General features: G+C 41.5%; 18 protein-coding genes, 6 tRNA genes, 1 pseudogene and 1 riboswitch. Of the genes and pseudogenes, 3 read left to right on the top strand and 22 right to left on the bottom strand.

All coding sequences use genetic code 11. The annotated features are described in order from the left end of the window. Positions 1-250 precede the first annotated feature (250 nt). Genes EBO34_RS14940 through EBO34_RS14950 form a run of 3 tightly spaced genes read right to left on the bottom strand, consistent with a single transcriptional unit; the run spans position 251 to position 2,504 of the window. On the bottom strand, positions 251-1,081 hold the full coding sequence (locus EBO34_RS14940; RefSeq protein WP_122899933.1) for a MetQ/NlpA family ABC transporter substrate-binding protein: 831 nt from the start codon (positions 1,079-1,081) through the stop codon (positions 251-253). Positions 1,082-1,099: 18 nt separating this feature from the next. Next, entirely contained in the window at positions 1,100-1,762 is a 663-nt protein-coding gene (locus EBO34_RS14945) for a methionine ABC transporter permease (RefSeq protein ID WP_122899935.1), read from the bottom strand. Next, entirely contained in the window at positions 1,755-2,504 is a 750-nt protein-coding gene (locus EBO34_RS14950; protein WP_122899937.1) for a methionine ABC transporter ATP-binding protein, read from the bottom strand. The genes EBO34_RS14945 and EBO34_RS14950 overlap by 8 nt, the downstream gene beginning before the upstream one ends. A gap of 292 nt (positions 2,505-2,796) precedes the next feature. Next, positions 2,797-2,881: riboswitch (cyclic di-GMP riboswitch) on the top strand. A gap of 41 nt (positions 2,882-2,922) precedes the next feature. Here EBO34_RS14950 and EBO34_RS14955 point away from each other — a divergent pair. Both EBO34_RS14955 and EBO34_RS14960 read left to right on the top strand, forming a co-directional pair. After that, positions 2,923-3,417, top strand: coding sequence for a hypothetical protein (locus EBO34_RS14955; protein ID WP_122899939.1), 495 nt, complete (start codon positions 2,923-2,925; stop codon positions 3,415-3,417). A 238-nt stretch (positions 3,418-3,655) separates the two neighbouring features. Further along, the gene (locus EBO34_RS14960; protein ID WP_122899941.1) at positions 3,656-6,805 is read left to right on the top strand and encodes a DEAD/DEAH box helicase; all 3,150 of its coding nucleotides are present in this window, start codon (positions 3,656-3,658) and stop codon (positions 6,803-6,805) included. Positions 6,806-7,041: 236 nt separating this feature from the next. Here EBO34_RS14960 and EBO34_RS14965 read toward each other — a convergent pair whose 3' ends face one another. The 19 genes and pseudogenes from EBO34_RS14965 to EBO34_RS15060 all read right to left on the bottom strand — a co-directional run bounded on the left by EBO34_RS14965 (position 7,042) and on the right by EBO34_RS15060 (position 23,177). Beyond that, a complete protein-coding gene (locus EBO34_RS14965) occupies positions 7,042-8,358 on the bottom strand; it encodes a YheC/YheD family protein (RefSeq protein WP_122899943.1) in 1,317 nt (438 codons plus the stop codon). A gap of 9 nt (positions 8,359-8,367) precedes the next feature. After that, a complete protein-coding gene (locus EBO34_RS14970) occupies positions 8,368-8,961 on the bottom strand; it encodes an SET domain-containing protein (protein ID WP_122899945.1) in 594 nt (197 codons plus the stop codon). A gap of 432 nt (positions 8,962-9,393) precedes the next feature. Then, positions 9,394-9,873, bottom strand: a complete 480-nt coding sequence (gene rlmH / locus EBO34_RS14975) for a 23S rRNA (pseudouridine(1915)-N(3))-methyltransferase RlmH (protein ID WP_122899947.1) — start codon at positions 9,871-9,873, stop codon at positions 9,394-9,396. A gap of 69 nt (positions 9,874-9,942) precedes the next feature. Next, the gene (locus EBO34_RS14980; protein ID WP_249414109.1) at positions 9,943-10,104 is read right to left on the bottom strand and encodes a CxxH/CxxC protein; all 162 of its coding nucleotides are present in this window, start codon (positions 10,102-10,104) and stop codon (positions 9,943-9,945) included. A gap of 335 nt (positions 10,105-10,439) precedes the next feature. Next, positions 10,440-11,669, bottom strand: a complete 1,230-nt coding sequence (locus EBO34_RS14985) for a S1C family serine protease (protein ID WP_122899952.1) — start codon at positions 11,667-11,669, stop codon at positions 10,440-10,442. A 627-nt stretch (positions 11,670-12,296) separates the two neighbouring features. Further along, entirely contained in the window at positions 12,297-13,100 is an 804-nt protein-coding gene (locus EBO34_RS14990; protein ID WP_122899954.1) for an MBL fold metallo-hydrolase, read from the bottom strand. Positions 13,101-13,117: 17 nt separating this feature from the next. Further along, complete coding sequence (locus EBO34_RS14995; RefSeq protein WP_183163894.1) at positions 13,118-13,918, bottom strand: two-component system regulatory protein YycI; 801 nt, start codon at positions 13,916-13,918, stop codon at positions 13,118-13,120. A gap of 1 nt (position 13,919) precedes the next feature. Further along, positions 13,920-15,287, bottom strand: a complete 1,368-nt coding sequence (locus EBO34_RS15000; protein WP_122899957.1) for a YycH family regulatory protein — start codon at positions 15,285-15,287, stop codon at positions 13,920-13,922. Then, positions 15,287-17,116, bottom strand: a complete 1,830-nt coding sequence (gene walK / locus EBO34_RS15005; RefSeq protein ID WP_122899959.1) for a cell wall metabolism sensor histidine kinase WalK — start codon at positions 17,114-17,116, stop codon at positions 15,287-15,289. Before walK ends, EBO34_RS15000 begins: the two co-directional genes overlap by 1 nt. 4 nt (positions 17,117-17,120) lie before the next feature. After that, positions 17,121-17,831, bottom strand: coding sequence for a response regulator YycF (gene yycF, locus EBO34_RS15010; RefSeq protein ID WP_122899961.1), 711 nt, complete (start codon positions 17,829-17,831; stop codon positions 17,121-17,123). A gap of 671 nt (positions 17,832-18,502) precedes the next feature. After that, positions 18,503-19,951, bottom strand: coding sequence for a M23 family metallopeptidase (locus EBO34_RS15015; RefSeq protein ID WP_183163895.1), 1,449 nt, complete (start codon positions 19,949-19,951; stop codon positions 18,503-18,505). Positions 19,952-20,214: 263 nt separating this feature from the next. Next, a tRNA-Thr gene (locus EBO34_RS15020) sits at positions 20,215-20,290 on the bottom strand. A 13-nt stretch (positions 20,291-20,303) separates the two neighbouring features. Continuing rightward, positions 20,304-20,379: transfer RNA gene (locus EBO34_RS15025), tRNA-Phe, on the bottom strand. Between the two features lie 10 nt (positions 20,380-20,389). Further along, a tRNA-Asp gene (locus EBO34_RS15030) sits at positions 20,390-20,465 on the bottom strand. 89 nt (positions 20,466-20,554) lie between these two features. Beyond that, positions 20,555-20,631: transfer RNA gene (locus tag EBO34_RS15035), tRNA-Met, on the bottom strand. Between the two features lie 246 nt (positions 20,632-20,877). Next, a tRNA-Glu gene (locus EBO34_RS15040) sits at positions 20,878-20,952 on the bottom strand. A 23-nt stretch (positions 20,953-20,975) separates the two neighbouring features. Then, positions 20,976-21,051, bottom strand: a tRNA-Lys gene (locus EBO34_RS15045). 777 nt (positions 21,052-21,828) lie between these two features. Continuing rightward, a pseudogene (locus EBO34_RS15055) lies at positions 21,829-21,981 on the bottom strand (IS1595 family transposase); the annotation flags it as partial. Positions 21,982-22,265: 284 nt separating this feature from the next. After that, positions 22,266-23,177 (bottom strand): DMT family transporter, encoded by a 912-nt coding sequence (locus EBO34_RS15060; protein WP_122899967.1) that lies wholly within the window; start codon positions 23,175-23,177, stop codon positions 22,266-22,268. 145 nt (positions 23,178-23,322) lie between these two features. On the opposite strand from EBO34_RS15060, the gene EBO34_RS15065 reads away from it, so the two are divergent. Beyond that, entirely contained in the window at positions 23,323-25,113 is a 1,791-nt protein-coding gene (locus EBO34_RS15065) for an ABC transporter substrate-binding protein (protein ID WP_122899969.1), read from the top strand. Positions 25,114-25,327 lie beyond the last annotated feature (214 nt).

The raw sequence follows: 25,327 nt of genomic DNA on the forward strand, positions 1-25,327 counted from the left end.
TATTCTGAGATGTGAAAATGGTATGGACAGTTAACTTCAGATCCTTTTAAGGAGCTAACGAAAATGAGTATGATTCTTTTATTACTGATGTTTTCATTGATAAAGCAGATAAACCCGACGCTAGGACAGTACCTGGGAGATTGTTAACTTCTATCAAATAAGAATATATTTTCACACCTGCTTACCCTGCTCAAAAAAAAACAGGGCATTCGCTGTAAAACACAACACGAATGCCCTGTTACGATGATAGTCAGAACGCCGGAATGGCAGTCTCATCGTAGTTTTCTTCTAAAAATTCACGTACTTCATCACTTGTCATGGCTTCAGCCAGCTTTTGAATGGCCTCGGAGTCCGCATTGTCTTCACGGGCCACCAGAGTAATCGCAAACTCGTTATCGGTTCCTTCAGTGAGAAGGGCATCGCTTTTTGGAGTAAGCCCGAGAGGTGCCGCATAGGCCGGTGTCATGACAACAGCATCGGCATCATCGTACGTTCTCGCCAGCATCAGAAGATCGACTTCTTCAAACTCATAGTCGTTCGGGTTATCGATGATATCTTCTTTCGTGTAATAGTTACCTGTTTTCTCCTGCAACTCAATCACTCCGTGCTGATCAAGAATAGCCAGTGAACGGTCGATGTTTGATACGTCATTGGCAATCGCAATAACAGAGCCTTCCGGAATGTCATCGACCTCATCATACTGCTCGGAATACACCCCGTAGTTGGCAAAATAAATCTCTTCAATGCCGACTAGGTTTGCATCGTTGTTTAGGTTGTATTCTTCCATGTAAGGGACGTGCTGAAAGAAGTTCGCATCCACTTCTTCATTCGCCAGAGCCGTGTTTGGCTGGACATTGTCCCCCAGCACTTCAATTTCAAGCTCAATGCCTTCTTCTGCCAGCATTGGCTCAACAAGCTCAAGAATTTCAGTCATTGGCGGGATCAAAGTAGCCACCGTTAATGTCACTTCTTCTTCGGGCTCGTCCTGCGCTTCTTCTGTATCGTTTCCTTCATTTTCCTGACCACCACAAGCAGCCAAAAAGAACACACTCATCGTCATGAGTAAAAATAGCTTTTTCATCGTATTTCCTCCTGTGTATTACCTTTTATCAATCTTTCTTGCTATAGTCATCCCCGTAAATTGAATGGTCTGTACAAGGATAACCATAATCACGATCATATACATCATTAACTCGGTTTTGAACTGCTGATAGCCAAAGCGGATCGCAAAGTCTCCGATCCCGCCGCCACCGACGACACCCATAATCGTCGAGTAGGAAATAAAGCTGATTGTGGACGTGGTCAGTCCAACCACAAGCCCAGAGCGGGCCTCCACGTACAAAAACTTAAAAATCACAGACTTCACCGATGCTCCCATGGAAACGGCCGCTTCCAATACCCCTTTTGGCACGTCCAACAGGGTTTGTTCCACGAGCCTGGAGTAATGGGCAATCGCAATGATCGCCAGCGGGACTGTCGCCGCCGCTGTTCCGATCGCCGTTCCGATAATGAACCGGGTAAAAGGAATCAAGAACACGACCAAAAGCAAAAACGGAAACGACCGGATGATATTGACCAACAGGTTTAGCGTGGAAAAGGCCACTCGGTTCTCAAGAAGATTTCCTTTTCTGCATAAGAACAACAGCGTTCCTACCGGTAAGCCAAGCAAGACCGCGGCGAGGATGGATACGCCCACCATAATGAACGTTTCACCCATGGCCTGCCATATTTGAGCTTCATATTGAACGAAAATGTCAGGCACGGTCCACTTCTCCATCCTTGGCGAGCTGGTCTACGAAGTACTTTGGATTGTTGTCGATATGCTGGATGCCTTTGGGCTTTGTTCTCACCGTCTCATACACTTCCCCGTTCGCCATGACGGTCACTTGCGTGCATAAGCTTTTAATCACGTCCATCTCGTGACTCACAATCACAATCGTTACACCAAGCCGCTTGTTCACGTCTTCCAGTACTTTGAGCACTTCAGCCGTCGTATTCGGGTCCAGTGACGACGTTGGCTCATCGCACAACAAAAACTCGGGCTTGTTCGCCAGTGCCCGAGCAATGGCCACACGCTGCTTTTGTCCTCCGCTTAACTGGGCCGGGTACTTTTTCATAAAGTCCTCAAGCCCGACAAAGCGAAGACACTCCTCCACCCTGCTCCGCCGTTCTTTTCGCGGGTAGTTGGAGAGCTCAAGTGACACAGCGATGTTTTCATAGACCGTTTTATTGGCTACCAGGTTAAACCCTTGAAAGATCATTCCAATCGATTTCCGGGCGTCACGAAGCTTCTTCCCGCGAAGTTTGGTCAAATCCCGACCGTTCACTTCCACCGCTCCCGAGTCCGGAACCTCCAGCAGATTGATTAACCGAAGGAGCGTCGACTTCCCCGCCCCACTCGCGCCGATAATACCGTATATCTCGCCTTTATCGATCGTAAGCGACACGTCTTTGATCGCTTCAAACTGTTCAAACCGTTTATTTACGTGATGCAATTGAATCATAAAAAAACCCCTTTCTTCAGTTGAAAGGTGATCACAACGGTCCTTATTATAGCTTATTTTGGTGGGGGTTGTCACTGTGGGAGCTTTATCTATAAACATTCGCACAACGGTTTTTAAACCTTAGACATCTTTTCAGGTTAAACCAACATTCGATTTCAATGATCTTTAGTGTAATTAATTGTCGATAACATTTTGTACCTATTTTCATTACACCCATATATAATTCAAATTAGAGACATTGCACCATTATTTTCTCAGTGGCCACAGAAAAGAAGGATCAAAGTCTTAGGCATTATATAGGGGAAGCGATGAAGTATAGCCCTTAATTGGACACCTTGGGTTATATGAAGCCAGTGGTGTAACCGGCCCTCTTACTTAAGTTTTATAAATAACAATTTATTTAAGAGGAGAAATGATCATGAAAAAGATTTTATCGGGATTAACAGCAGGAGCATTGGCAATGTCATTATTTATCGGTTCAGCATTTGCAGGTGGAACAATCGATTATTCTAATGGACAGGGCTTTGTCGGTAAAGGAGATGTCCAGTCTGTTTTAGGGTACAATAATGCACAATTACAGCAGAATGCTGAAAATCTAAAATTCACCTATGAATCTGTAGACACGTATGAAATTACAGTTGAGTGGACCACCGGTGAAGGAACAAAAGGGGAAAAAACTCACACTGTTGAACACACAAGAAATTCAACTTTTTCAAGTGATGTTGATTACGACACTAGAAAGGCGAAACAAGTTACTGGGTTTAATTTAATTGGTTTCGATAATGTCTCTACGAAAGGAAACGTTCCAAAATATGGTGATGAATTCCCTGGAAATTCAGGCCATACAGTTAAAAGTGTCGAGCATGTTTCAAGTACCGGTACACTATACGTAAATGGAAAAGTAATTCAATAAGTCCCAATCATAAAATCATGTAACTTAATTGAGATGCTGACTTTGTTACTTTGAAAAACGATAAATAAATAAAAATAGAAAAGACCTTATCATTTGAACTATGATGAGGTCTTTTTGTTTGGTAAGCTACTTTACTTACTCTATTTAAGCTAATCTCCCATATCCCCAATTGGAACAGTATGCTACTTCTGGTACAATGATACCAATTAAATCCATACTCATAGAAAGGACTGCCAGAATGAAACCAGGAATCTATGAGGAAATCATTAGTCAGAAACTACAAAGAGAGTTAACTGATACAAGTGTAGATTTTGATATCGGTCGAATGCCTTTGGATGTGGAAGAGGCAAGAAAAGTCTTATCTTCTTACATAAGCACTGTTACTAGAAAAGCTTTGAAGCATGTCCGTGAGCAAGAACAAGATGATAACCACGCATTACTTAAGCAGATTAAAACCTGTAATGAAGTGATTGACCTTCTCAGTGAAAGACTGGATGAAGAGGAGTTTGAATCTCTACGGATCGCTGAAGAAGGTGAAGTGCTGACTCATGTTTATTTAAAATTAAACACCACAAGAAGTATAAAGAAGCAGTCCATCGTTCGTCCAGTAACACCGATATCTGAGAGTTCTTTGTTCACTGGTTCCAGCTATGAGCCAAATATGCTAGGTGAGTTGAAAAAAGAAATCCTCTCTTCTGATTCGATTGACATGCTTGTTTCCTTTATTAAATGGAGCGGTCTCCGTATTATTCTGGATGAACTGAAGACCTTTACTGAAAATGGAGGAAGCCTCAGAGTTATCACCACTTCCTATATGGAGGCAACGGATTATAAAGCCATACAGGAGCTCAGCCGGCTGTCAAACACAGACATCCGAATCTCCTATGACGTGAAAAGAACGAGACTTCATGCAAAAGCCTATCATTTCAAAAGAGTAACGGGGTTCAGTACAGCTTATATCGGTTCTTCCAACCTTTCAAATCCTGCTCTCACCTCTGGTTTGGAATGGAATCTGAAAATAACAGAAAAGGATTCTTTTGATGTACTGAAAAAATGTGAAGCCACTTTTGAAAGCTACTGGAATGACCGGGAGTTTAAAGCATTTCATCATGAAAATAAGGAAGATCAAAAAACATTGAAGCTGGCCCTGGAAAAATGCACCTCTGTTGCTGAATCCGCTGTTCAATACTTGTTTGATATCCAGCCCTATTATTATCAAAAAGAGATCCTGGAGAAGCTTCACGTTGAGCGTGAGGTTCATCACCGGTATAAAAACCTTCTCGTAGCTGCTACCGGTGTTGGCAAAACGGTGATTTCTGCTTTTGATTATAAACGGTACCGTAAGTTAACCAACGGGCCTGCTAAACTATTATTTGTGGCTCATCGTGAAGAAATATTGAAACAGAGTCTCGCAACCTTTCGAACGATTTTGCGGGAAACGGACTTTGGTGACATGCTCACAGGCTCCCACCACCCTGCTTCCTTTGATCATCTCTTTGTGAGTATCCAAAGTTTAAACAGTAAAGAGCTTCACCAGCACATCACGCATGATTTTTACGATATGATCATTGTCGACGAGTTTCACCATGCAGCTGCCGACTCCTATCAAACACTGCTCACTCATTTTAAACCGGACATTCTCCTGGGACTGACCGCAACACCGGAACGGATGGATGGAAAAAGTATTCTGCCTTACTTCGATCACCATATTGCTGCTGAGATGAGGCTGACGGAAGCCATAAACCAGAAACTTTTAAGTCCTTTCCAATACTTTTGTGTAACAGACACTGTTGATATATCAGATCTCAAATGGTCAAGAGGAGGATACGACACAAAAGCTCTCGAGCACGTGTATACGTCAAATGATTTACGAAGCAGCCAGATCATCAAAAGTCTCCAGAAATATGTGACCGATGTCCGTGATGTAAAAGGAATGGGCTTTTGTGTTTCAATTACTCATGCAGAGTATATGGCTGACTTTTTCACCAAATCGGGTATCCATTCCATCGCGTTGCATGGAGGCTCAAAACATCAGGTTCGTTCAGAAGCGCAAAGGATGCTTGTATCCGGGAAAATTCATTTTATTTTCGTCATTGATTTATACAATGAAGGCGTCGACATACCGGAAATTAATACGATCCTGTTTCTCAGGCCAACCGAAAGCTTAACTGTCTTCCTTCAACAGCTAGGCCGTGGTCTTCGGCTTCATGAAGATAAAGAGTGTCTAACTGTTTTGGACTTCGTCGGACAAGCTCACCTGAACTATTCCTATGAAGAAAAGCTGCGCGCATTAATCGGTAATTCAAAGCATTCCGTTCAACACTATGTTGAGAATGGCTTTTTCAACCTACCGAAAGGCTGTTTTGTTCAACTGGAAAAGCAGGCTAAAGAATATATCCTAAGAAACATTCGCTCTTCCACAAACACGAAAGGCAATCTTATATCCAAGCTGAAGACCTTTGAACAGGATACCGGCCGGCCTGTAACACTGAATAACGTTCTTACACATTATCATCTTGACCTCTATGATTTTTATGGCGGAAATAAGGATCGAAGCTTTCTTCGACTGTCAGCTGAAGCAGAACTTATTGATGATTTTTACTATGAAAAAGAGAAGTGGCTTACAAGCCGCCTCCCCAACTTGCTTCACCTGAATTCTCAGAAGCTGCTGGCATTTTTAAGAAAGTATATTAAAGATAGACAAATAGAGAGTAAAGAACAGGAACTCATGCTCAACATGTTTTATTATTCTTTTTATCAACGTCATCCTGAAAAAGAAGGGTTCTCTTCTATTCATGAAGGAACAGAAAAAATTCTCGAACACCCGGGATTTGTTTATGAAATAGAACAGATTTTAGCTGTCCTTTATGATAATTTGGAAACAATTGAGCTGGAATCAAACTTTCAGTTCCCATGCCCGCTCCAGGTTCACAGCCAGTACTCAACAGCCCAGATCCTTGCAGGATTTGATTTTTACAGCGAGGAAAAAAGCCCGGCCTTTCGTGAAGGAGTCAAACACTTTAAAGACAAGGACTTGGACATCTTCTTCATTACGCTGAACAAATCAGAAAAGGACTTCTCCCCCTCCACTCTTTACGAGGATTATGCGATTAATGAGAAACTCTTTCACTGGCAGACACAAAGCCGGGTAAGTGAAGAAAGCCCTACCAGTCAACGATACATTCACCACCGTAAAAACGGCAGCAAAATTGCCCTGTTTGTCAGGGAATACAAAAAAGTAAAAGGAAGCATCGCGTCCCCTTTTATCTTTTTAGGAACAGCCAAGTATATCAAGCATTCAGGAAGTAAACCAATGAGTATTGTCTGGGAGCTCGACGAGGAAATGCCTGCTTATCTGGTACCGAAGGCAAATAAAAATATATTATAGATGGTTTAAAAGTATAAAAGCTTTTTGTCACTGTGATGAACAGCATTATGGAAATGAGCTTGATGAATATTTGTGACAAGGTTCACCGTGTTATATCTAAGTAAGGTTTCTAATTCACTTTCCTAACTACCAACATAAAGAACATTTTTTAATACCATTTTTATAAACGCTTTGTAACTATGTTCATCTTTGTATAATTATCTTAATAAAAAAATAAGAGCTAGCACATCCAAATGCTAGCTCATAGCTTTTTTCTCTAAATACCTTATGACACACTCTATAATTTGTTCAAACATATCATAGTCATCAAGATAAAGAGGAGACAAAAGTTGTTGGTGTACATTTGCTTCAAAGATCCAGATCTTTTCATTTTCATCTAACCCAAAATCTAAGCCAAAATCCATATACAGGTGTTCAGTTGCATCTAATGCCACAGCAACTTTCTTTCCAATTTTTATCATTTCCTCTTTCTTTCTTGCTATTTGTTCTGGGGTATAATCAAATTGTATTTTAAGCATCTCTTCAAGTGTTCGCCCATTCGTTTCAACTAACGTATGAATGGTAAACCCTCCAACAGCACCTAACCAACCTAGAATACCTTTACATTCCCATTTTTCCTTTACATCCTTTGTGAATATTAAACGATAGTCAATTTTTCGATTTTCATACGTTTTTAAAGAAATAAATTGCTGAAAGATAGAATTATCCTTATGTTTTTCTAAGAATTCTACCATTTCATCATTAGATATACAGATAGAGTCATATGTTAAGTTTTTTGTAACGATATAGTTATCTTTTTCCCTTGTAATTAGGTAGATTCCATATCCTAATTTCTTTTTTGTATGCTTTAATATTACTGTATCATAATTTCTTAATAGATCGTCTAACCTGCTTTTTGTAATCTCATTGGTCGTTTCAGGTAAGTGTTTTGCTATTTTATCATGGTCCTTTAACATTTTCCAAAATTCATATTTATTAAAACGATATGAATTTAATATCTTTCCTTTCATTTTCTTTTCTAACTCCTTTGATACGGACACCTTACGATAAATAACTCCCGGAAAAGGAAAAACCTTTTCATCCCAAGTAGATGTAGATTTGTTATAGACATACCCTTTTATTTGTTTTTTTCGATAATTTATTTGATCCGTTGCAAAAAAATAAATTACCCCACCTATCTTTTCCATCATTTTTGCATAGACGTCATACCTTTTTTTCTTATCTTCATTAGATAAACGCTTTTCTAAAAATCTTTTTTTATGAGTGAATAGTAGACCTATTAAAGGACCAATGATTAATTTACCATCTTCATATTGGCAGTTATAACGATAGCAAGTATCAATCATTAATTTATCAATACTGCTTTGATCTATTTCAATAACTTCCTTAGATACCTTTTTAGTTATATACATTGTTACTTCATATTGACGATTTCCATAACAAATGCCTATTCTCTTTCTTTTCTTATTTAGGCCTATTTTATCAGCTAAAATAGGATTTATCCTAAGAGAGCGTCTCGATGACTTTATCGCCTTTACAATAGTAAACGACATCTCTTCCCCCTATGGTTTGTCTTCAAAGTAAAGAGATTTTATTGACTCAATTACTTCTTTCTGTTCTGCAGCAAGTTTCATTTTCTTTTTATCCTCGCTTGGAATCAGGAAACCAAGCGGCTGTTCAACTTTGTCAACAAATTGATAAGCATCTAAAAGCAATTGGTCCCATTCTTTGTAATACTCGAGTAAGTCGTCCTTACATACGTAAGTTCTCTCCACTCCTTTTTCAGGTAGACATGCAAATGGCTCCTCTAAATTCAAACAGCCATACTCGTCCGTTAACTGTGTCCCTGGTTCGATGTCTTTGATGGCAATTTCCGAATCATAAGGCGTACTTATACAATTCGCTTTGAAGCTGTGATTTACAAATTGTCCTAAATCCCAGCTAAGAATGTATCTTCCTTTATGATCTCGATACGAATATTTTTTTACCTGATTTCTCCTTTGATAATCAAGACTCTCAACGAAGGAAGGATCGAGCACTTGGTCTAAATCATCTAGTGCCCATACTATTGTTCCCTTTGGAATGAACTTTGTCGCAAACACTCCAAACCCTATTTCATCATTTACATAGCGAAGCTCAGTGTCTGGATGAATCATTACTGACCTCTCCTTTGTTTTTAGTTCTGATCATTATATGTGGTCCTGTTTTTTCCGTTCCAATAAATGATAAATAAACTAATATAGGAAGAACACTGACGCTTCAGTTTTAAGAGAAACAGCTGAACTAAGGAATATTTAATAGGAGAGAACAAGGAAATTGGATTATATGCAGTCGGAAACGAGGTAGACTAAAGGAGAAAGTAATACGAGTGAAAAAACTATCAAACAGGAATGTGAATGAGCTCAGTACTTATTATGTCTAATAAAATACTCATGGAGGTCGGAAATTAAATTTCCAATCATGAAGGTGGAGTATCTCCCGATTATGAAAAATATAGAGTGTATTTGTAAGGAAAGTGAATTTTTGGTCAGGTCTTTGGAACTTGTCTACCCTATTTTGCGCTTACGAAATTTTTTTTAAAACTTCATCTACTTATGATACGGTTCCCCCCGATTAATCTTAAACGCCCGATACACCTGCTCCACTAAAATCAACCTCATCAATTGATGCGGGAATGTCATATCTGAAAACGACAGCTTCCCGTTCGCACGCTGCAAGACCTCATTACTCAGACCGACTGATCCGCCGATCACAAAGGCGACTTTGCTTTTGCCGTAGGTGGCCAGGTTATCCATTTCTTTGGCGAGGCGCTCCGACGTCCATTTCTGTCCTTCGATCGCCAGGGCGATTACGTGGGTGTCGGGGCTGATTTTCCCTAAGATCCGCGCTCCCTCTTTTTCTTTGACGATCTGCATGTCTGCTTCGCTCATGTTTTCAGGTGCTTTCTCGTCAGGAACTTCCACAACCTGAACGTTCGCATAAGCCGACAGGCGTTTGGTGTATTCGGCAATTCCCTGTTTTAAGTACTTCTCTTTTAGTTTTCCGACGGTTACGATGGTGATATTCACAGGTGCATAACCCCTCTCAGAATAGTTTTCCACAATAGTTATCCACATTTCCACAGTTTTTCTGTGGAGTTATTTGTCGATTCGGTACAAAGCCTTGCTATCACAGTATTTGCAAGCTGTGGACAACTGTTCTTCCTCTGTGAGTTTGTCGATTTTTGGTGGAAGAGCGTAATAATCGACAATATCCTCGATTGCCATATCTATGTGCTCACTGCAGCTGAAATACATCATCTAGTCCTCCTGTATCGTTGTTTTTCTGTTCTTTATATTCAGTTATCAACACGGTTCTGTGGATAACTTTTTGTTGTAAACCCTTACTCTCCGTTAGGTTGCAGAAGATATGGGAAATGATATCCATATAACTTATCCACATTTATGGATAACTTATTCATACCTTCTCTATTGTATAGAAAGATCGGTTCAAAGCCAAGGTATCGGGCAGACCATCCAGCGTAAAGTCTGACGAACGACCTGACTATCCATAAAATCCTGTAAGGACCTCTCGACACCAATCTTTAACGGACAACAAAAAGAACCAGGGGACGCTTATCTCCTGGTCCTGATATCTAAGAAATCTGCTGCTCCAGTGTCATTTCAACCTGCTGTTCTTCACCATTACGGTAGAACGACACTTCCACTGTGTCGCCGATCGATTTTTCTGTATACAGGAACTTCCGGAGGTCGTGGGTATCCTTAACCTCTTCCCCGTCCAGGGCCACAATCACGTCTCCCTCGCGCATACCTGCATCAGCGGCAGGGGACCCTTCTGTTGTCCCTTCTACATACACACCGCCGGTCACATCTTCAGGAAGTCCCAGTGTATCATGCCAGTGGAAGCTCGGAATCTCCTGAAGCGATCGGATAAAGACGCCTATTTGCGGTCTCCGCACTTCTCCAAACTCCTCTAAATCTTCAATGACCGGACCTGCAATCGCAGTCGGAATGGCAAATCCGATTCCTTCGACGGACTGCTGGGCAATCTTCATAGAGTTAATGCCGATCACCTGTCCCTGTATGTTTAACAGGGCACCTCCGCTGTTACCCGGGTTGATGGCTGCATCGGTCTGAAGCACTTCTGCATTCCAGTCCGGCTGCCCGTTTCCGCTTGTATCGATCGGAATACTTCTCTCTACGGCACTGATAATACCCAGTGTCACCGATCCTTCAAAGGAGAGAGGGTTCCCGATCGCAATAGCCGGCTCTCCCGGCCGCAATGTATCAGAGTTGCCAAACTCTGCAACTGTATCTACTTTGTCTGCGTCTACTTTAAGTACAGCTAAATCTGTAAGGGCATCTTCTCCAACAAGCTCTGCAGGAATCCGCGAGCCGTCAGAGAGAGTCACATCAATTTCCTGTGCACTGTCGATCACGTGCTGGTTGGTTACAATAAAGGCATCGTCTCCTTCTTTCTTATACACGACGCCTGATCCTGTACCTTCACCGCCGCGTTCCCAAAAACCGCCGCCAGATGACTGACGGATGTTTACAACACCTACTACCGCATCGTTTACCTGTTCAACTGCTTCAATGACTTCAGAAGTCACGGCTACATTTACGCCCTGCATTTCAGGTACGGACTCCCCGCTCTCTGTCATCGTCTCCACAGCTTCTTCATTTCCCGCTGTTTTCGGCACCACATCGTAGGGCAAAAAGCCGTTGGATGCCAGAACAGGGACTGAAAATACAACGAGAAGTGCGCCAAACACCGCCCCCAGAAAAGAAGCAGCGCCTGTCCTTTTTGAAGACCGCTTTTCCTTGCTGCTGCGGGACTGTGTATGATTATCGTAATACCCCATTCCTTGACCCTCCTTTATAAACTCTGTTTCTTTGTAAAGAAGAACCTCCCACCACGGGTGAGAAAAGTACCGAGTCCAATCACTCATACTTTGATTATATTTTATAAAATCCAGCGTTGCCCGTCTATTCAGACGGGTTATTTTCGATAATTTTCCATACACAACTACGATTTCCCATTTTGACGAATTTTAGACTATTTCAGGGAATAAAGAAAAACGACACAAAGTAAAAAACAGCGTTGCTCTTGTCGAATAGCCGCTCTGTTTTTTTTACTGTACTCTCCCAGTATAACGGCACCTGGTTTTTTCGTCATCAATACTCTTTTTTTCGGAACAAATCGGTTTTTATAATAGATAAGCATACATCTTAGTTAGTGAAAATTTTTATTATATGTGAAGGACTGTTTCCTTTTTTGTCAAGCGAGCTGAACGCCAAAAGCGAGACTCCTGCGTCATTGGGGGCCAGGAGAGACCCCGCAGGGCAGAGCCCGAGGAGGCTCGCCGGCACCGCCGCGGAAAGCGAGCGGATGGCGTTCAGCGGAGCTTTACGAAATGGCGTAAGGGTATAAAAAAAGCAATGGCTTTCCCCCTGTCCTTTCCATGGAGGACAGAGGTTCTGCTCATTGCTTAGACGGTCGTCAGTGCTGTAGGGCGGTCAGGATCGGTGTCATAGAGCTTTAATGACTTCCCTCCTTCCTGGTAGCCTCTTTCCTCCAGCGTCTGTTTTACCGTCATACGGGCAAGGTCTTTCATGTTATTGTCTTTACTCAGGTGCGCAAGGTAGATGCTCGTCGGTTTATCGTTCGTATCAAGAATATCCGCCATGGCATGTGCTGCATCCTCGTTCGATACGTGACCGAGATCACTCAGAATCCGGCGCTTCACACTCCACGGATACCGTCCCATACGCAGCATGTTCATATCATGATTGGACTCAAACACATATGCATCGGCTTCGCCCACAATCCCTTTCATCCGCTCACTCACATAGCCGGTGTCGGTGATGACCGACAGCTTCCGTCCGCCGTGGGCAAAGGTAAAGAACATCGGCTCTGCCGCATCGTGGGAAACACCGAAGGATTGAACATCCATGTCGCCGAATACTTTCGTATCTTCCACTTCAAAATGAAACTTCTGATCCGGTGAAAGCTTTCCGAGCATGGCATCCATGGCGTTCCACGTTTTTGCGTTCGCATAGATGGGAAGCTGATAGCGCCTGGCAAAAATACCGGCACCTTTAATATGATCGCTGTGCTCATGAGTGATGAACAGAGCGTCAAGGGAAGACGGATCAAGGTCATTCTTTTCAAATAACGCTTCCATCTTCTTCCCGCTCAAACCTGCATCAATAAGCACACGCTGATTGTCCGTTTCAACATAAATTGCGTTGCCTGTGCTTCCACTGGCCAACACACTGAATCGTAAGCTCATGCTGTATGTCACTCCAGTCAGTCATTTCGGTTTCGCACAACATCCCCGTCAAGGGCATTCACATAACGGTAACGGTCATCGAGCATAATACGCCACATCGGTGCGTAAAACTCCGGTGCACTCACTTCATTCTGATAGACATTATAATAGCCCAGTTCAACATCATCATCACCGATCGTCAGGTCCGTCCCGACCAGGTTCGCTTCAATAAGCGCTTCAATTGCCTGAAGAGGTGAAATCAGCTCCTGCTCCTGTTCCAGTTGCGGCGTGAGGTCGAGATAACGCTGTGAATACCGCTCAATTTCCATGTCTTCATTCACTTCAAGCTTCACATGGGAATCTCCGCTTAAATAACGTAAAAGCTCATCTTTGTGAGTCTGAAAAGCGCGGATATAACCCTCTTCTTCGTTAAAATACCCGAAGGCATACTCATCACCGTTTAAGAGATTTCCTCCAAGAAAGGCGTTTACACTTCCGGACAAATTGCTCGGAATCAGCCTGTGGGGCTCCTCAAGCTCAACGACAATTTCATACTCCTGCCGGTCGATCTCCACTTCCTGACCTTCGTAATCAACCTTCACTTCTTCTTCATTAAACGCTCTTGGAAATCCAGTTACGTGATAGCCTGTTGGTGTCCGGCTTGGATCACTAAGCTCAATCTCAAGGTTTTGGTTCTGGAGGAGGTCCTGGAAGCTGGGCTGGGCCATCACGCCTAACTGGCTTGAATCACTGCGCTTTTCGATCAGCTGATACACCAGAAACACATTCAGGCAGAAAAACGTAACAATAAGGATTGTTTTTGCTCTGCTCCAGTCCATCCTATGCCTCCTCCTCTGTTTCTTCTTCAACTTCCTCATCTTCACGGTTCTCATACTCTTCCCGGATTTCACTAAACCGCTGCCAGTTCCCCCGTTTAATAAACCAGTCCGGATAAAAAATCATGAAGTTACTGGAACTGTCCATGTAATAACCAATCCGCATATCTTCAATACTGCGGGGATCAAACTCTTCCATCTGTTCCAAATAGGACTGAACTTCTTGAAGTGATTCAAGAGGTGTAACCTTATCCTGATCAAACTGCCCGTCAAGGCGGAATAGAGGACGCTCGTACTTCGTAATCTGACTGCCCGAACGGGTTATCTCTTTCGTAAAGTACAGATCCTGATTCGATGATCCGGCAAGGACCGAAAGCTCATCCATATTTAAACGATACAAAACCGTGTCGTTAAAACCATGCTGCCATTCATCGATGGTATAGCTCTCGGTCCATCCGCCCCGGGTATTGATAAAATCCAATGCATCAATTAATACGTGGGTATCTGTTTCATCCTCATCAAAAGTCCCTGTACGCTGATGCTCGAACTTCATTACGTTTCCACTTCCGCGGCGGGTGATCTCAAGGAAACGGCTTCCATCTGAATACATACGAACGGTTGCACCCCGCTGGTACTCTGTTACAAAATCAGGATCGCTGAACATCACCGTGCGCATATCCTGCTCTGAAGTCGAATCCCAGTTATATGTGAGCTCTCTCATTGGCGGTGGTTCAAGAGGGAGATAGGCATAATTGCCGTACGTTCCTTCTTCAAACTCAAGACCTTCCGCTTCATAAAGGTGCTCTCGTTCTCCTTCATATAAGGCAACGAGCTGTTCATAGCTGATATTGGCATCAACCTGATAGATTTCTTCATCTGCATAGGAAATAAACCGGGCAACCACTTCACTCGCTGACGATGTATTGGACCTTGACAGATAGATCCTGTCTACTGATGTAATTCCCATTGACTGTTCCCCAAAGTCGAAAAGCTCATTAATCACGTCTCCGGGGATCGGAGATTTAAACTTGAAATCCAGCGCCCGGGCCGGCTGATTCAGCTGCGGCACTTCCCTCCTGGAGATATCAAGCACACGCTCATACTCAAAATCAAGTATCGCTTCGATCTGCGTCATAAAGCGCTCTTCCCCGGGAGCCAGCCAGTAATGAATATCATTTTCATGAACAGTTATACTTTCAGGCATAAGAAAATTAGAAAATGACTTCTGCTCTCCTATATCAGGACTTTCAATTGTTTCCGACGAACCAAGAGGACTGTAATCAGGCTGAAAGGTCCAGATTGAATAGGTCAGACCCACACTTGTGAGAATGAGAATCCAAAGAAGGACGGTTTTAAAATGTTCCATGGCCATTATGCTTCTTTTGCCTCCTCAGGAACCGGCAGGCTGAACGACATTCGTGTTCCTTTGCCCCACTCACTGCTTACCCAGATATCGCCGCCGTGGGCGTTGATAATTTCTTTGGCAATCGCAAGGCCCAGTCCGGTTCCCCCAAGGCTCCTTGTTCTTGCTTTATCCACTCGGTAAAAACGGTCAAACACGTGCGGAATACTGTCTTTCGGGATACCGACTCCTTCATCCTGCACGCTGATAATCACGCGTCCTTTTTCCACTTTCACACTGCATGTAATCGTACCGCCCTGAGGTGAATACTTCACGGCATTGGATACGATGTTATCAAGAAGCTGCGTCAGTTTATCCCGGTCACCGTAAACAAACAGCGGTTCATCGGGGAGCTTACGCTTAAATGTAATCGACTGGTTTTTTGTCGACATTTCAAAGCGGTCAAGAACCTGCTCCACAAATGATGTAAGGTTCATGGAATTCATCGTCATCTGGTAGTCCTTACTGTCCATTTTTGACAGCTGCAGTAAATCATTAACGAGACGAATCATCCGCTCGGTTTCATTTTGCGTGACATTAATAAAACGGGGTGCCACATCCGTATCCAGTGCGCCATCAGCCAGCGCCTCCAGGTAGCTTTTCATGGAAGTGAGAGGCGTTCTGAGCTCATGCGACACATTTGCTACAAATTCACGGCGCTCCTGTTCGACTTTTTCCTGCTCCGTTACGTCATGCAATACAGCAATAAGCCCGTTTTGCTCACCATTTTCTTTTGAAATAACAGAGAAATGCGCCTCGAAGAAGGAGTCATCCTCCACTGTATCCATGTCAAGAAGAAGCGGATCGTTGTAATCATACAGATCCTCCATCTTCATAACCCCTTTTAAGTGCAGTACATCCGTCAGTTTTTCACCGAGGGTCTCCTCCTGAGTGCGCTCCAGCATCTCTTCTGCACGACGGTTCATCAAAATCACATTTCCGTTTTTATCCGTTGCAATAACCCCATCTGTCATGTGAGTAAGAACGCTGGAAAGCTTTCGCCGCTCCCCTTCTGTCGTGGCGTTAGCGTCCTGGAGTTTTATTGTCAGATTGTTAAAAGCACGGGCAAGCTGACCGATCTCATCATCTCCGTAAACTGTAACACTTCTGGAGAAATCCCCTTTTCCCATTACATGTGCTTGTTTCTTCATGTCTACAATCGGTCTTGTTATGGTCTGCGCCAGAAGCACACCAAGGACAACGGTGATCGCAAGGGCAATGACCGTACCTGTCATAAGAATCTGGTTAATCTGCTGCACCTGGGCATAAATATCTTCCAAAGAGGCTTCAATGTAAATGGCCCCGATAATATCCTGGCCTTCTTCCACATCAAACACAGGCTCGGTAATAACTGAAACCCGGTCTCCGTCAAGCTCACGCCTCATAGGAATGGTATCGCCCTGTCCTGTGACAAGCGTCCGTGTAATACGCATGTTGGTCGTCCGCTGACCTTCAAGCCTTATACGCTCCTCCTGTTCGGAAGTGCCGATAATGGTTTTGTTTGAATCCACAACCTGGGCCTTTGCGTTGGCTATATCAAAGAGCTGATCAAGAACATTATTAATATCACTCTCAAGACTTTCATCGCCCTCTTCCCGCTCCTCAAGAATCTCCTGCTGAACGTTATAGACCAGAAGGTTCGCTCTGTCACTTATCATCTCACTATGGTTCTCAACCAGCCTGTCTTCAAGCTGCTGCGAAAAATATACACCGATGACCTGCATCGCTATTAAAATCAAAAGCACGTAAATAATAACGATCTTTACGTGAATTGACTTATAAAAGCGCACCTTTTTCATTCAATCAACTCTCCTGATCGGTTGCGTTGCGTAAGTAGTAACCAACCCCGCGTCTTGTGACAATCCATGTCGGATGACTAGGGTTGTCTTCTACTTTTTCACGAAGGCGTCTGACCGTAACGTCCACTGTCCGTACGTCACCGAAGTAGTCATACCCCCATACCGCCTGAAGCAGGTGCTCCCGTGTCATGACCTGTCCAAGATGCTTCGCTAAATAATGCACTAGCTCAAATTCACGATGAGTAAGCTCAATCGGCTCACCGCGTTTCGTCACCAGGTAGGCATCAGGCTGAACAAGAAGCGGTCCGACCTGAATGACCTTGTTATCCTGCTCAGGCTCCTGGGACTTCTGATTACGTCGCAGGTTTGCTTTAACACGGGCAATAAGCTCCCGTGTACTGAAAGGCTTTGTTACGTAATCATCTGCTCCGAGTTCGAGGCCGAGTACTTTATCAATTTCCGAGTCTTTCGCAGTCAGCATAATAATAGGCATATCATACGTTTTACGGACTTCCCTGCACACTTCCATTCCATCTCTGTACGGAAGCATAATATCTAATAATATAAGGTCAGGTACGTGCTCTTTTACTTTTTCAACGGCTTCATTGCCGTCGTAGGCACAAATCACGTTAAACCCTTCTTTTTCCAATCCGAACTGTAAAATATCTGCAATGGGCTGCTCATCGTCAACCACAAGGATTTTTTGCTTGTCCATTTTACCACCAGCTTCCATTTATAGTCCGTGGCGGCTCTAAACCCGCACACTTTTTGTTAAAATTGCCGATTTTCCAGACGTATCCTCTTATATTCTATCACAGTTGCAGTCAAGGTTGTACCTGCATGAAACTGGTAAATTACCAGTCTGATAGGTTATTAAAAACGCTGTTTTTATAACAATGATACTGTTCGCACTTCTTTTAGAGTGGCTCTTTTAAACTCAGCTGTTGATTTACGCTTATTGCACTTTCCGCGGGGACGCCGGTGAGCCTACAGGAGGCTTATACCTGCTTCTTCCTCTACCAGTAACGCTACGCAGATATCTGTGTCGAAGCAACATGCAGCTTGTTCGTGCTGTAACCGCTCTTCCCTCCCGTAGGAGTGTCGCGCATTCGCTGCATTCAACGCTTTTTAAAACAATAATGATCTTTATAAAAATAAAGTTTTAAGATCTTTTAGTAGAAATTATTCTTTTTGGCGACAACAGATCCCTAATGTGGTTAAGTAAATTACAGCTTTTGATTTTTTCAGTGCTTTCCTGAAGCTCTGCGGCGTCTTGCCTGGTCCCTAATACCACAGGGGTCTCTGACAATCTGTAACAACCTTTACGATAAAGGCCAAAAAAAGACTGCGTCATATGTCTGACACAGCCTCTTTTAGTAATATTTTTTACTTGCTAACGTAATCTTCAGGGTCTTCAAGCTCTCCATCTTTGTACACTTCAAAGTGCAGATGAACGCCGGTTGCTGTTCCGGTTTCACCCATGATCCCTATATCTTCTCCTCTCGATACGGAATCACCGGCGCTTACACTCATACTGTCAAGATGGGCGTATAATGTTTCCAGCCCGTTACTGTGACGGATGCGGACCGTTTTTCCATAACCGCTCTCTGTTTTTGCCGACGTCACCGTTCCAGATTCTGCTGCCCTGATCTCAGGACTTGAAGGGCGGGCGATATCAATTCCCTTATGGAGTCGTCCCCAGCGTTGTCCTTTTGGACTTGAGATATAACCTCCGACAGCCGGCCATTCAAGCTTTCCACTTCCCCGGGACGCCGTTTCCTTCGTCCCTTTTATCACGATGCGGTCTTCAGGCTCTGAAACGGTCTCTTCTTCAACCGTTTCAGTAGAAACGGTACTGCCATTTTCAGAGATTATTTTCTTTTCTACTACTTTCTCGCCTTCTTCACCAGACTGCTTCACTTCCGTCTTGCCTTTATCCATGTCGCTGTCTTCTTCCGTTTTTGTCTCATAGGGAATCTCTTTACTTTCTTTTTTCACCTTTTCTACAACAACATGCAAAAGAGGTGCGCTGTTGTAAACAGTCAGAGTGTCACCTTCACTTATTGAATTTTCTTCATCCAGGTCTTCGTTTGCATCAAGAAGCTCTTTAACAGAAAGGTCATGATCTGCTGCAATCGTTCCCAGCACATCTCCTTCCTCAACTTCATATTCTGTTTCATCATGAGCTCCTGTTTCCAAAATTTCTACAAGCTCTTCCTTTGACTGAAGTTCGTCAGGATCCACAAGAACTTCCTCTGATTCAAGATCGTCAGATAAATAGATATCAAGAATCATTGTGTCACCTTCTTCAAGTTCCACGTCTTCATCTTTTTCAAAGACATCAAGTTCATCTTCCGTTACATATTCAAGCTTCCAGAAACGGATAAAGTCTTCTTTTTCAAAAGCAGCGCTTAAATAACCCGTATGTTCACCATCAACAGTAAGCTCATGGGCCTCTGCCTTAATTTCAAGGATTTCTTCCAATTTTTCAATCGTCACATCATTAAGGGCTTTTGCATGAAAAACACGCTCGGGAATAACCTGAATCTCCTCCGCTGTAGTGAGGCGGACTTCATCATCTTCGTCGAAAGCATCCACTTTCTCATCGACAATGTCATATACTTCAGATTTATCATCAACAAACCCGACAAATGTGTCACCGTAGTGAACATGATATAGCGTGCTGATTCCCTCTGATTGGTCTGCCTCTACACTGTCATCATCAGGTATTTGAGCTGAAGCAGGAAAAGAGAGCAGAAGAAATGCTGTAAGACCGAGTACAGCCCCTCCTATGTATGTGAGTATATTTTGTACAGAATTGGTTTGAGTAAACATATAGTCCTCCAGAATTTTCTTGTTGCTGGTAAAAAGTAGATATATTGTCCTACTCTTATCCGGGATCATTCTATCATATCTCGTTCCAATAGTGGGTTCTATCACAAATCTGTAAATGAATTGTATTATTCGTGTCATTAATTGTAAAACCGTGTCGGATTCTAGTGTATGTCATCAGACGATTTGCTGCGAATTGAGATGTAATCCCATAAGAAAAACCTATCCTGTATTTCAGAATAGGTTTGATATTATATATATGTGTGTGGTGCTGGCCAGAGGACTTGAACCCCCAACCTACTGATTACAAGTCAGTTGCTCTACCAATTGAGCTAGGCCAGCAATTAGTATAAAATGGTGGCTCGAGACGGAATCGAACCGCCGACACGAGGATTTTCAGTCCTCTGCTCTACCGACTGAGCTATCGAGCCAACATTTAAATGGCGGTCCCGACCGGGATCGAACCGGCGATCTCCTGCGTGACAGGCAGGCATGTTAACCGCTACACCACGGGACCTTAAACAATGATTATGTAATCTATAGTCTATGAAACTGCACGTCCGGTCATTTTTGCAAAAAAAATATGCCGGGCAAGCAATGTTAAATTGGTTGCGGGAGGAGGATTTGAACCTCCGACCTTCGGGTTATGAGCCCGACGAGCTACCAGACTGCTCCATCCCGCGCCGTTACATAGCATACGGACGATGCTAAACAAGATGCTACCTCTTCCTCTGCAAGCTTATGCTACGCAGTATATCCGTCGAGGCAACTTGGGGTTTATGCAACGATGTACTGCTCGTTGCTCCATCCCGCGCCGTTACAAAGTGACGCTTTAGAAATGATGTTGTTCTCTTCACCTTATTAAGTATGTGAAGCAACAAAACTTATTATACCCTAAGCTTTTAAATAAAGCAAATCTTTATTTAAAATGGTGACCCGTACGGGATTCGAACCCGTGTTACCGCCGTGAAAGGGCGGTGTCTTAACCACTTGACCAACGGGCCACTGTGGGGTATAAAAAGTAAAATGGTGAGCCATGAAGGACTCGAACCTTCGACCCTCTGATTAAAAGTCAGATGCTCTACCAACTGAGCTAATGGCTCATTTCTTGGCGACAAGGAATATATTATCACCTTTTAAAGATCAATGCAAGACATTTTGAAAAGTTTTTTACAAATAGGATTCCTTCACAAAACATCCTTATCAACAATAACGGATTATATTCAAGTTTTCAACAGATTTCATACTATTCATTAAAGAAAGTAGAGATTTACTTTATACTTCCCCTGAAAAAAGCAGGCTAATCGTCTTTTTGACAGTGATTTTTGATCACATAAAAAAGTGGAGATCCTTTATGGTGAACTCCTTTGAAGTAATGAGCGCAGTTACTGAAAATGAGTATCCCTTTAGCTCAGAATAGCTACACTCAGGAACGTATGTTTGGTATAATATTAAACAAACATACGTTCGTTCTTTAGGGGTGTATCTTAATGACCAATTACTCGGAAATGAATTTAATCACTTTCCAAAAGGTATTCGCAACAGAGGATGCGTGTCATGACCAGTTGTTTCAGTTTAAGTGGTCAGACGGTTACGTATGCGAGAAATGCGGTCATAAAGAGTGCTTCGTTACAAAGACTATCAAGCACAGATTATATCAATCGACGGTGACGGTTGGAACTGTCATGGAGAAAACGCGAACGGACCAAATGGTTCCTAGCCATCTACCTGATTGCCTCTGATAAAAGAGGGGTATCAGCGATGAAATTAGCGAAAGAAGTGGCTGTGACATACAAAACAGCATGGCTGATGCAGGATTGAAGGTGCCTCGCATCCAACCCATGAAAAGTCCCTCCTACCAGGGGATGCCCTTTTTTATTTAACGATAATCCAACAAGGACCTTTGTTTTATCGGTACCGCGACCTCTTTTGCCGCTTTCTTTGGGAGCACCAAAGAAAGCATCGTCAAATTCAACGATACCAGCTAATTTATAGCGTGCATCCCGCTGTTTCATGGCTTGTCTGATTTTATGAAAGGTTTAATAGAAGACACCATGAAGATGAATTATTCAGCCGTCTTCTTCATCATTGTATGGCGGTTAAGACCATCACACACCGAGAATTAGTAAGCAAATGAATGTAATTTTTAGAGGAGTTTTTGAAATAATCGGAAAAGCCATAATGAAGACCTGTATAATATGTTAAAATTAGGGAATAGATTGCTCGGAATGTACTTAAACTAACGGGGAGGTTAACAAAAACTGAACCGCCTCGAAGGCGGTGGTTCACCCTTTCAGTTATTGTTTTAAATTGTCTTTTATTTTGCGCTTTTAGAAGTTACTTTGGTTTTTTCATCTGCCTTTTCTTTCTTATCTCCCGTGGATAGTAAAAGAATGGAGAGTATCAAGATTATGGCACCTAATGTATTTTTAACTGTTATCTCAATTGGAAAGAAGGGATAAGAAATAACCGCAAGTAACAATGGACTAAAGGCTCTAGTAACATTAGCAATAGAAAATCGTAAATACTTTAATGCTTCGTATAACAATAGTGTCCCAAGGAATCCTCCTAAAAGTGTTGATAAGACTAAATAACCAATTCCTTCAAATGAATAGTCCCCATAAAAAAGTTCCCCCATGATTAATGTGTAAATAATGATAATAAGTAATGAAATACTGTTATTAGTGAACATGATCGAGTTAGAGCTCTTTTGTTTAGACAGCGTTTTTTTAATAAAAATATTTGTTAATGCAAAGAAGAATGTATATAAAAGAGCAAAAAGACTACCAACTAAATTATTAGTGTAATCACCACCTGTATCAACAAACAGAAAAGTACCAAGAACAGCAAAAGTAATGAAAAACAATTCTTTTCTAGATAAATTTTCATTCAAAAAAAACACAGATAAAATTACTGCAAACACCGTATAGAACCTTCCTAGAAAACCAATTTCCACTGGCGAAAGTAAATCGATACTTAGAAATAGAAAGATGATTCCTAAAGAGTTAAATACAGCTAACAGTATAATGTTTTTTTCAAAATAAAATTTTACATAATTCTTCGTAAATAGTCCTAATAATACACAGGCAGCTATAATTGTTAGTACATTTATTAAGGCTGCTTTAGAAGGAGAAATTTGCAGCAGTCCAAACTTCGACAATAGAGGTCCTACCGCTAACATTAAAACGGAAATCATATTAAAAAGATGTCCTTTTTGAATATTACTCATTATGTTGCACCATCCAATCATACTTTGCTGTTTTAAAGGTCAAAATAAATACTTTGATTACATATATTGATTATATTTGATAAAAGGGGAATAAAAAGTGTAAATTAATTATAGTTATTTCACCTTTTAAATCGGAGGTCCGCTAATGAGGTTAATTGAATATTATATTAGGCTCTTTATTACATTTGCAGAAATTCAGAGAGAGCATCAAACGAGTGTTACAAGATATGCAATTAGCAAAGAGTTAGCTTGTTCGGAGCGAAATGTTATTCATGTCCTAAATAAAATGGAAGGTGAAAAATGGATTAAGGTTATTAGAGGAAAAGGAAGAGGTAATACAACAAATATTACTTTTTTAAAATCACTGGAAGAAATGTTTGAGAGGTATGAAAAATATTCTCCTAAAACGGAAGATATTGAACGACTCATTTCTATATTAGAGCATGATCCCCATTTAAACGAAAGCCATCAATTGATTAATACGTTTATTAATAAGCTCTTTGGAACTTATTCTAAGAAACCCAGAAATGACGATTACGAAAGTGAGTATTTAAAAATTCCATATTTTCGGTCTCTTTACTCTTTAGACCCTTCACAAGTCGAAAGGCAAACAGAAAGACATTTTGTAAAACAAATATTTAATACATTAGTTACATATAACGAAGAAAAAAAGGAAATAGAACCGTGTCTCTCACATTATTGGGAGATAGATCGTGATGGAAAGACTTACACATTTTATTTAAGAAAAGGGGTTTCGTTTCATGACTCAAAACATCTTGTAGCAGAGGATATTAAGTTTTCTTTTGAAAGGTTAAAGAAAACACCATCTAAATGGATTGTAAAAGATTTGGAGACGATTAAATGTATAGGTAAGTACGTGGTACAGTTTTCTTTTAGCAAGAGTTTGTTTCACTGGCTCTTCCTTATTACTTCACCGAAATGTTCAATTGTACCTAATAATTATGCTAACAAGTCAATGGATGAGTTTACTAAACTCCCCTTAGGGACAGGTCCTTACAGAATTAAAGAACACGAATCAAATTTTCTTAAACTATCAGTCCATCACGACTATTTTCAAGAACGAGCACACATAGATGAGATTGATATTTTTATACTGCCATCTATCGAAAAATATCTTAATCTATACGATACTAATCGGGAACCGATTTTTTACATTCCTTTTACAACCAGGAAAGATGATAATCAACTACAGTATATTGAAAGAAGAAGATTATCTGTAAAGTATCTCATGTGGAATATGAATAAAGAAAAAATACGAACGAATGAGGGCATAAGAAGAAAACTGTCAGTAATACTAAACAAAATGAAAATGGTAAAGGATCTAGGTTATCCAAGGTATGAACCTGCCAATTCCTTTATCAAACAACATTCTTCTTCTCAGGATGGAAAGTATGATCGTGAACCCTATGATTATAAAATCAAAGAACCATTAACCCTAATGACATATGATCTTTCACCAAATTCAGAAGATGTAAAATGGATACAAAATGAGTGTAAAAAACATGGGATTACAATTGAGACCAAGCAGTTTCCATTTTCCACCTTTATAAATAATGTTAAAAATGCTGACCTAGTACTTTCAGAATTTGTCACCGAAGAATCAGAAGAAATATCCCTCTATAATTTGGTCGAATCTCAAACAGGAGTTATAAATAACCTTATTGACCAACAAAATAAAGTGACCATAGAAAGAACTTTGAATAATGCTTTCCAACAAGAAGAAATACAACAAAGAATAGAAGTATTTACTAAAATTGATGCATTATTATGTAAAAGCTGTGTTACTGTTCCCTTGTATTGGACTTTCCAAAAAGCGTTATATGATCAAAATTTAATGGGGGTGTCTCTAAGTACCAATGGATTGGTTCCCCTCAAGGATTTGTTTTACAGAGAACAACTAGGGTCGTATCAATGAATAATTTGTACAAAATGAAACATCCCTAAGTATGTGAAGAGTTGTACTTATGCTAACGGGGAGCGTTAGTTGAATAAAAAGCAATTAAATTAAAAGCGGAGAAATTCTCCGCTTTTCTTTAATTTCTTGATTTTCTGAGCTAAGGGGATACTCATTAAATAAAATTCAGCTGTTTTTATCTTCTCCCCTTGTCTTTATCTGGTGGTGCTTATTG

The organism is Alteribacter keqinensis (assembly GCF_003710255.1).
In the GTDB taxonomy this organism is placed as follows: Bacteria; Bacillota; Bacilli; order Bacillales; family Salisediminibacteriaceae; genus Alteribacter; species Alteribacter keqinensis.

Coding starts and splice junctions, on each gene's coding strand:
- EBO34_RS14995 (WP_183163894.1), bottom strand. CDS start 13,918: ATGGACTGGAGCAGAGCAAAAACAATCCTTATTGTTACGTTTTTCTGC.
- EBO34_RS15000 (WP_122899957.1), bottom strand. CDS start 15,287: ATGGCCATGGAACATTTTAAAACCGTCCTTCTTTGGATTCTCATTCTC.
- EBO34_RS15015 (WP_183163895.1), bottom strand. CDS start 19,951: ATGTTTACTCAAACCAATTCTGTACAAAATATACTCACATACATAGGA.
- EBO34_RS14985 (WP_122899952.1), bottom strand. CDS start 11,669: ATGGGGTATTACGATAATCATACACAGTCCCGCAGCAGCAAGGAAAAG.
- EBO34_RS14950 (WP_122899937.1), bottom strand. CDS start 2,504: ATGATTCAATTGCATCACGTAAATAAACGGTTTGAACAGTTTGAAGCG.
- EBO34_RS14955 (WP_122899939.1), top strand. CDS start 2,923: ATGAAAAAGATTTTATCGGGATTAACAGCAGGAGCATTGGCAATGTCA.
- yycF (WP_122899961.1), bottom strand. CDS start 17,831: ATGGACAAGCAAAAAATCCTTGTGGTTGACGATGAGCAGCCCATTGCA.
- EBO34_RS15060 (WP_122899967.1), bottom strand. CDS start 23,177: ATGAGTAATATTCAAAAAGGACATCTTTTTAATATGATTTCCGTTTTA.
- EBO34_RS14965 (WP_122899943.1), bottom strand. CDS start 8,358: ATGTCGTTTACTATTGTAAAGGCGATAAAGTCATCGAGACGCTCTCTT.
- EBO34_RS15065 (WP_122899969.1), top strand. CDS start 23,323: ATGAGGTTAATTGAATATTATATTAGGCTCTTTATTACATTTGCAGAA.
- EBO34_RS14990 (WP_122899954.1), bottom strand. CDS start 13,100: ATGAGCTTACGATTCAGTGTGTTGGCCAGTGGAAGCACAGGCAACGCA.
- EBO34_RS14980 (WP_249414109.1), bottom strand. CDS start 10,104: ATGATGTATTTCAGCTGCAGTGAGCACATAGATATGGCAATCGAGGAT.
- walK (WP_122899959.1), bottom strand. CDS start 17,116: ATGAAAAAGGTGCGCTTTTATAAGTCAATTCACGTAAAGATCGTTATT.
- EBO34_RS14960 (WP_122899941.1), top strand. CDS start 3,656: ATGAAACCAGGAATCTATGAGGAAATCATTAGTCAGAAACTACAAAGA.
- EBO34_RS14940 (WP_122899933.1), bottom strand. CDS start 1,081: ATGAAAAAGCTATTTTTACTCATGACGATGAGTGTGTTCTTTTTGGCT.
- EBO34_RS14970 (WP_122899945.1), bottom strand. CDS start 8,961: ATGATTCATCCAGACACTGAGCTTCGCTATGTAAATGATGAAATAGGG.